The 7,078-nt window shown below is 42.2% G+C and carries 9 protein-coding genes; all 9 read right to left on the reverse strand.

What is annotated here, in order from left to right; all coding sequences use genetic code 11:
* Window positions 1-1,907, reverse strand: a 1,907-nt coding sequence (locus GVN22_RS26355; RefSeq protein ID WP_166554000.1) for a DUF5977 domain-containing protein, incomplete at its 3' end; no start/stop codon positions are given.
* Window positions 1,901-2,167 (reverse strand): hypothetical protein, encoded by a 267-nt coding sequence (locus tag GVN22_RS26360; RefSeq protein WP_166554001.1) that lies wholly within the window; start codon window positions 2,165-2,167, stop codon window positions 1,901-1,903. The genes GVN22_RS26355 and GVN22_RS26360, both read right to left, overlap by 7 nt.
* A gap of 1 nt (window position 2,168) precedes the next feature.
* Window positions 2,169-2,627 carry a hypothetical protein gene (locus GVN22_RS26365; RefSeq protein WP_166553987.1) on the reverse strand — a complete coding sequence of 153 codons (459 nt, stop codon included), beginning with the start codon at window positions 2,625-2,627 and terminating at the stop codon, window positions 2,169-2,171.
* The gene (locus tag GVN22_RS26370) at window positions 2,624-3,475 is read right to left on the reverse strand and encodes a hypothetical protein (RefSeq protein WP_166554002.1); all 852 of its coding nucleotides are present in this window, start codon (window positions 3,473-3,475) and stop codon (window positions 2,624-2,626) included. The genes GVN22_RS26365 and GVN22_RS26370 overlap by 4 nt, the downstream gene beginning before the upstream one ends.
* Before the next feature lie 39 nt (window positions 3,476-3,514).
* On the reverse strand, window positions 3,515-3,766 hold the full coding sequence (locus GVN22_RS26375; protein ID WP_166554003.1) for a hypothetical protein: 252 nt from the start codon (window positions 3,764-3,766) through the stop codon (window positions 3,515-3,517).
* On the reverse strand, window positions 3,763-4,437 hold the full coding sequence (locus GVN22_RS26380; protein ID WP_166554004.1) for a hypothetical protein: 675 nt from the start codon (window positions 4,435-4,437) through the stop codon (window positions 3,763-3,765). The genes GVN22_RS26375 and GVN22_RS26380 overlap by 4 nt, the downstream gene beginning before the upstream one ends.
* Window positions 4,356-5,168, reverse strand: a complete 813-nt coding sequence (locus tag GVN22_RS26385) for a hypothetical protein (RefSeq protein ID WP_166554005.1) — start codon at window positions 5,166-5,168, stop codon at window positions 4,356-4,358. Before GVN22_RS26385 ends, GVN22_RS26380 begins: the two co-directional genes overlap by 82 nt.
* An 11-nt stretch (window positions 5,169-5,179) precedes the next feature.
* Window positions 5,180-6,130: a DUF6712 family protein gene (locus tag GVN22_RS26390; protein ID WP_166554006.1), complete on the reverse strand. Its 951-nt coding sequence runs from the start codon at window positions 6,128-6,130 to the stop codon at window positions 5,180-5,182.
* The coding region (locus GVN22_RS26395) for a hypothetical protein (RefSeq protein ID WP_166554007.1) at window positions 6,130-7,078 on the reverse strand (949 nt) is incomplete at its 5' end. The genes GVN22_RS26395 and GVN22_RS26390, both read right to left, overlap by 1 nt.

The following is a 7,078-nucleotide window of genomic DNA, read 5'->3' on the forward strand; positions in this document are numbered from 1 at the left end:
TTGTTACCATAGAGTAAGAACCTCCAGCTAAATCCAGTTAGGTAATTGGTTGGCAAGTTGATGTCCCAAACTCCTACCGGGTAAAGGTCTGTTTGTCCTGTTTGGCCCTGTAAAAACCAAGCATTCCCCTTCCCTACCCCATTGACGTTATCTTTAGAAACGGCATCAGCTCCACTCATACCGCTTTGTCTAAAGTGTGCATAATTAGCAGGTACGTTAAAAGCATAATCGTAAGGGTTCAAAATACATTCACCGTAGGCGTTGGCGTATTCTTGCGTATTTAGCGTGGTGTATTCCAACTCTGCCAATTGCTGAGCCTCTCCTGGTGTTTCCGAACCATAACGACCAGCGGGTATATTGATCGTGGCGAAACCACCCGTTTTACCATTACCACAATTTGAACGTACAAAAGTCCCTTGTCGAACTATAGCCGTGTTTGGGTATGGGCTTGAGCCTGATACTATACTTGGATTTACTAAATAGGCTATATAGTCAGGATCACTCTCTACGTTGGGTTTGATGGTTAGGGGTTTAAATAGGCTTTTGTCATCGGCATACACTTTGCGGATACGAGCTGGTCGCATTCGTCCCGTTCGACGTCCAAAGGAATCTAGTATATGCGTAAAGTCTAAACCTTCCCACGTGGTGGCTCTGGCAGGTACGGCGCCAATCGACGGAGCATCACTGTAATTTTGAATAGTTCGATCGTATGTAAAACTAAAGCTTCGAGCAATCAACTCGGTGTTGTCTTCAACATCAACCAAGGCGTTGGTATTTTTACGTAAAGGAATATGACCTTTGTCCGTCACCAAATAAACCTGCTCCGACAACATTAGCTCATCAAGGTACTTTAAATAGTCCTTGGCGCTTCGTTCAAACCAACCCGTCGAAATAACCAATTCTCGTTGTCCTTCTGTATTGATCACCACCATTTCCATCCAGTCGATCCCCTGAACGGATTTATCGCGCTGAGCATAGGTTTGTGATACTTTTAATGTTTCGGTGGCTTTGCCTACTAATCGGATAGTATCAAACCCGCCCAAAGAGTTTGAAAACAAAATAGATCGTTCGTTTGCTCGGTAACGACTATCAATTTGAAAAGTACGAACCTCAGTAAATCTTCTATTCTGTTCGTCTGACAACCAAACATCATATTGATAAACGTCGCTGTCTAAACCCAAAGCCTTGCAACCTACTGGACACAATACCACCGAATTTTGAGTAACCACCTCCAGTTCTTTCGCCGTAAAAGTATTTGTAACCGTCGGTTTATAGCTCTGAACTCGAAGACATACTTTTGAAGGCTTTGGCGAAAAATTCATCAAGAAAGAAAGATACTCCTCTTGATCACGCCCTATGAGTTTATTATTTGGCTGCCATGTCAAAAACCGACGTTGCTCAAACTGGTACTGAGTCCAAAAAGTGTCGGCCCACATGGCAAAATCCTCATCGTTCAAACCAGCTTTAATACAGTACCGAGTTGCAAGTGTGGAATCAGTATTGACCAATGGTGTACCTCCAGTTACTAACTCTCTGAGTTTGAAAGGTGTTGTTTGGGTAAATACTGAAGTAATTTTTTCTTGTTGCCAGTTAGGTTTTTGATAGCTTAGTAAGCCGTCAAGTTTACCGTTTCTGCGGTTGTATTCAAAGGTTGCTCCAGCAAATGAATTGGTATTTCCAAATACCGTTACGGGTGGCTCTTTTCCTATGCTTCGGTGTAGCGGTTCAAATACCAGGGATTGAGGAAAAGTCGGCACCTGTATTTCTAAACTATATGAAAGGTTGGCTCGTGAAGTCAAATCAGGATTAGCCGCATCAATGGTATGAAACAACCTGTTTCGGCTAAACTCCATTGGAATAAAGGCAATTGGACGCCCTCCAATTTCAGTCAATAATGAATCTACCATTTGTAAAGTTGTTTGCGCTGGGTGGGGCCTCCCCCCATTCGTTTCTGAAGCTTTATAAATTCCTTGCGGATGGTCTCAGCATTGGTTTCAGATTTAGCCACAGGAAATGCTTTTTTCTGTGCATCCTCATAGACTATTTGTAGTTTAAGCCATGCCGTGGAAGTTCTGAAGCGTAGATTTATTAAATCCATGAAAAGGAAATAGACCAATACAAGTGGCATTGAAAAGCCTGTAATGGCGTAAAACAAAAGTTTTTTCATATCAGTAGAATAGTTGATTAGATTCTAAACCCAAACGGATCGTGAGTTCATAGCCCCAAGCTGAGTCGAGTGTCACATACATGACTGGGTCCATGCCTGAGTCGTTTAAGTCAAACCAGCATGTTTTTTCTTCCAGATACTTGCGGTTGAGTTCTTGCAGAATATTGGTGGCCACACTTTCACAAAAGTCAAAAGCTGAATCCTGGCTTTCAAAGTCGTTTAAATCACCTTTAGCCAAAATGTATATTTTTAGCTCGTAATTGAGCATAATCAGGCCGTTGGTGGTATCTCTTACACGATAGCGTGGACGCATCACAAAAACACCAGGGTAAACCGTTTGGCTCACACTGGCAGCACTAAATCTATCCATACGGTCACCATCGCTCATGGCCACGTATTCTATCCCGTTTTGTTGACAAATCGGCTTTAGGAAGTTCCAGAGTAGTTGGGTTGGTGTCATTCTGCTTTTTGATTTTCTGCCTGTGCTTTCATGTCTTTGCGGTGTTCTTCCAGAAACAAAAACACATCGTGTATATTGGCTTGCTTCGTTTGATCAAGGTTTCCAAAGATTCCTTTTTCTGCTAATAGATGTTGATTTTTGATAAGTCCCTGTCCAGGGTAATCGTCCTCTCCTACACTTTCCACTCCTGTTTCCATTAAATCATATTGCTCGAATAGTTGCTTTACAGATCCAGCAAAATAGACCATAATCGCCACTTTAGTCCCTTCAGGTAGTAAGGCAGCTTTTTTGGACATTTCTTTTACAGCATGGGCATTGTACGGAATTCTATGATCACCGTTCCAATTGGTGTCCTGAGTATAATCCCCTTCTTTGCGTGGTCGGCAAATAGTAGCAATCAAATGATTGAGTCGTTCGTCTCCTTCGATTAACTGTTTTGTAAAGGCTAGTAAATGGATATAGGCATCCGACAGCTCTCCAAAACTCATACTGGTCAAATTTTCCTCAAACAAAACCCATTCTTCAGTACCAACTTTTACAGTATCAAACGGCCTTGTGGTCATTTCTTCCGTCCACATCCAGCTCACCATCATGAGTAAATTGTGTAGAATTTCGGCGTTTTGTTTCCTGGTATTTTCGGGTAAATCTTTTCTAAAATAATGATAGCAAAAGCGTCCCCATATTGTGTCGCTTATACCTAGCGTGAGTCGTAAAATTTGATGGTAGGTTTCGGGTGTAGCTTGAGCAACAAAAACCGACTCTAGTAATTTGGGCAAACGTTTTACAGGTACTTCGCTCCAGTTTTCAGGAATGTAAAACTTTTCTTTCGACAACTCAATTTCTAACATAGCAATGTAGGAGCACCCAAAGGCGCTCCTTTTCAAGGTTTACTTTTCTTGTAATTTAGAATAGTCCACAGTCAGCTGCGCAATAAGCCCAGCAATAGCACCACTCACTACGACAATTTTACTTGCTAAAAAGTCCACGATACTTGGCAGCTCTACCCCTTGTTGTTTGGATTGAACCAAAGCCAAAGCAATGGCAGAAGCAACGATGGCCACGTTACGGATCAACTTAAATAGTTTTGGTGTAGGTGCTTGGATACGGTCTATTAATCCAAGTTCATCTTGTTTGTTCATTGGTATTTATTTTTGAGTTGTAAATACGCTGGAGTAACCTGATTAGTCATTAGCTGTACATCGCCCCAACGTCTCCAAATAGGATGATGAACGCCATGTTTACGAGTGCCAGCCGTGGTATTGAATCCGATTGTCAAAATCTCATCGTCATCGTCAATATCAGGATCTATATTAGGTTGGGCCAATGCTTCCAAATGTGACCCATAAATCCAAATATAATCCATTAGTTGAGCGTTGCCAGTCCATTTGCCACGGTTGTAGATAATGGTTCGTTTGTCGGTAAACCAACCACGAACAGCGGCAGGACTTTTGAGATTGTATTGTAACCCTAGCTCTTTAGCCATTGCGAACTGACCTGCCGCACAATAGGCTGCATGAGCTGAGGAACGTGCTATTTTGTTATAATAACTTATTCGTGGGTGGTCGTTGCTATTCGTCTTTTCTACCACATAAACCTCTTTACGAGCCATATCTAGCAATGCTTTTCTGACCTCACTTTCAGTCATCAACATCAATAGATTTTCCTTTTGGGGTTGGGTGTATTCAGCCCAGTGCGTGTAATAGCTACGGTTTTCGGTTTCGGATCTGATTACATTCTGACCGAATGAGACAAGCCCAAATAAAGTAATACCGCCGATAAGATAATAGATGTAATTAAGCCTCTTTGCCATGCCGTTAAATCGTTATTGAACTCGTTTAGAAAATCTCTTTTGGACTTAATGATTGGAACTATGTATATAAAAATCACTGGAGAAATTACACCAATGATTCCAAGCATAATCAACAAATCCGTCCCGATGGTCATTTTCTCAAAAAAGAGTTTTTGAACCGAATCCAAATCGTGCGCACGTACTTGAGCAAATGGTTCGACCACGGCATTGTGTGCTGCTATCTTCTTTTGAGTATCAAAAAAGCCTTGTACACAGACCCACAGGAGCAAAAACAAACCACCAATTTGTGCAAATGGTGTCCACCACGGGTGACGGCTTTGAGTATCTGTTTCGTTGGTTTCGACAGGCTCGGATGTCATGCTTTGAATACCTAACTCAGATTGTAATTTTCGGGCTTCAGCTTTTCGTTCTCTAGCAATGGCCATGTATGCCTCAGCCTGTTCATTGTCTCGTTCGTGTGGCTTTTTGGCCAACTCCTCTTTTGCCCAATTCTCGTACATTTCGGCATTCTGAAAGAGTGAGTCAATTTTGGTAAGCTGTTCTTGTTTGGCTTTTTCTTGAGCCTTTTGCTCGGCTTCAATCAATGCTTGCTCCTCTGCTTCAAGCAAAGCTTTCTGTTCCTCCAGTGCTTTCTTTTTGTCTTCGATGGTCGAATGATGGTTCTGCGAATTGTTCACAACCTTAAGCGGTGGAACGGGTGTAGCATCCTTGGGCATTTTACTAAGTGTCATGGTGTAGAATGTTATAGAATAACATGAGGCTTGTCAGTAAAGTCCAAATCCTCACTAAGTGTATTGATTTGTTTTTTTTGATAATACTCTGTAAATACGGTTGGTGATGACTCAGCATCCAAAAACTCACGAATATCCCCTAAAAACTTCTGACCATCATTCCACAACGCCTGACGTTGTACATTTTTCAGCTTAGCGTCGGCGGTTTCTTCTTCTCTGGTCCCGTCTTTATAACGAGCCTCTCGCATACCGTTCATGTCGACAATCATCGGTAAATACGGGTAAGCCTCATACATGGCCAGATACGCCAAAGCCCACTGAATTCCCTGTATTAACTCACTTTCTTGAGCTGTCAACGTTGCTGCTTCTTGCCACTTTTGCTTCAAGCTCCTGAAAAGCGTTGGGGTTAATAAGGGCTTTATATAGTTATTTTCGGCACGCTCTATATAGGTAGTCAGTACATCAAAGAAGCGACTGTTTCGACCTACCAGGGTTAGCTTTTTACCCAACTCTGAAGCTGATCTCAAGAACAGTCGATTTCTAGTTTTATAGGCTTCGGAGTTTTTCCAAACTTCTGGAGCTTCCATTTCCAAAAATTCAAAAAAGTCCTCCAGCAATTTGTCCACCACTTGTAAATTGGCTTCCCTTGAGTCTACGTACTCCCATTTGGTAATGGCCACGGTATTTTGTGGTGAGCTTTTCATCAAACCCAAATCCCCTACTTTCATTTTCAGGTGCGGAAAAGCTAAATCGTAACTTTGCCAGGCTACTACCCCGACGGCTATTTCCTTCAGCTCAGTCAGGTTGGTATTGGGCTTGCTCAACTCATTGTACAGCTCTACCCCTATTTGTTTGCGAAAATTACGGTTGGCAATTTTCGCAAATGGTTCAACGGTTTTCCAATTCAAACTTGCTTGAATCCCTCCAAGCTCAGCTTTTAAAACGACTTCATTGATCAACATTAGGACGCTTGATTTACGACGGCTTGAGCACCTGTCGGGTTGGTATCGAGAGTAGTAATTTGTACTTCCTTAAAGGCTGGAATAACATCACGGTAACCCATAGCTCGCAAAGCATACTGAATATCCTTTAAGACCAACATGCGTGGTACAGGTGTACGGAAATGCTGTTGATAGTCGGCCATGACCCTAATTTGTGAACCTGAGTCATTTCCTTTGCCAGGGCTTACCCCTGCCAAGGTTGGCAAAATACCCATAGCGTTGGCAATAGACTGGTTTGACATTTCCCAAACCTTAGAGTAGGCATCGTCTGACATTTCGTTTTTGAGTGGCTGCACGTCTACGTTATCCAACATTTTGCCGTCAGCTCCACGTAGGTATTTTACAATCATAGATTTGTTGACGTTCTTTTGTCCAGCCATCCAACCCGACAAACGATCCGAAAAGTCAGCCCACTTTTTCGAACGGTCTTTTTCATCTAAAGATTTACCACCTTGTGCATCGAAGTAGTCCACAGGCATACGAATCAAGTATTTGATATTGTACCCGTTTTGGATACCAGATTTGTGAAACATAGGAATCAAATTGGCCAGCTCAATCCACTCTTTGGCGCACCACCACGTAGGATACGCATAAAATGGATTACCAGGGATTTGCTCCTTAGCATGGAGCATGGTGACTACCTGCTTTTTGTTATAACTATCGTCACGAAAATCAAAAGCTGGAATAATATCACTATTGGATTTACTCGAAACAATCCGTTTACCTCCAAACTCATCGTTTACATGAAAATCAATGATTCGTCCATTGGTCGGTGAACCTATCCGAGTCATAAAACAATCACTGATTTCTGGTCGATACCATTTGTTAGAGGCACTCCAGATCATGCGTGTAAACTTGTTACCGCATTCTACAAATTGGTTCAAGCCAGAGGCCACAAACGATGGTAGA

The sequence above is a fragment of the Cellulophaga sp. BC115SP genome (assembly GCF_009905545.1).
In the GTDB taxonomy this organism is placed as follows: Bacteria; Bacteroidota; Bacteroidia; order Cytophagales; family Spirosomataceae; genus Flectobacillus; species Flectobacillus rivi.